General features: G+C 69.6%; 1 protein-coding gene. It reads left to right on the top strand.

Going from position 1 to position 549, the window contains the following annotated elements:
- A partial coding sequence (locus tag AC1DWF_RS37745) for a His/Gly/Thr/Pro-type tRNA ligase C-terminal domain-containing protein (RefSeq protein WP_476843529.1) occupies positions 1-539 on the top strand: 539 nt, incomplete at its 5' end.
- Positions 540-549: the final 10 nt, after the last annotated feature.

Below are 549 nucleotides of genomic sequence, written 5' to 3'. Positions count from 1 at the left end.
CCGAGGAGATGCATGACGAGGCCGCCTGGTCGGCCGTCGACACCGCCAGCCGGCGCGAGGGCAAGGGCATCGAGGTCGGCCACATCTTCCACTTCGGCACCAAGTACTCCGAGCCGCTCGGCCTGTCCGTCGCCGGGCCGGACGGCAATCCTGTGCATCCGCAGATGGGCAGCTACGGCATCGGCGTCTCGCGCCTCGTGGCGGCACTGATCGAGGCGAACCACGACGAGAACGGCATCAAGTGGCCCGACGCGGTGGCGCCCTGGAAGCTGTCGATCCTGAACCTGAAGGTCGGCGACGCCGCCTGCGACGCGCTCTGCGAGAAGCTGCACGCGGCCATGCCGGACGACGCCATCTACGACGACCGCTCGGATCGCGCCGGCGTGAAGTTCGCCGATGCCGACCTGATGGGCTTCCCCTGGCAGGCCATCATCGGGCCGCGCGGCGCGGCCGCCGGCAAGGTGGAGCTCAAGCGGCGCATGACGGGCGAGCGGGAGGAGCTGTCCTTCGAGGACGCCCTCAACAAGCTGACCGCCTGAATGTTCGGGG

The sequence above is a fragment of the Aminobacter sp. P4_D5 genome (assembly GCF_056401815.1).
The sequence above is the reverse complement of the archived record's forward strand: the minus strand, read 5'-3'. Positions and strand labels throughout refer to the sequence as shown.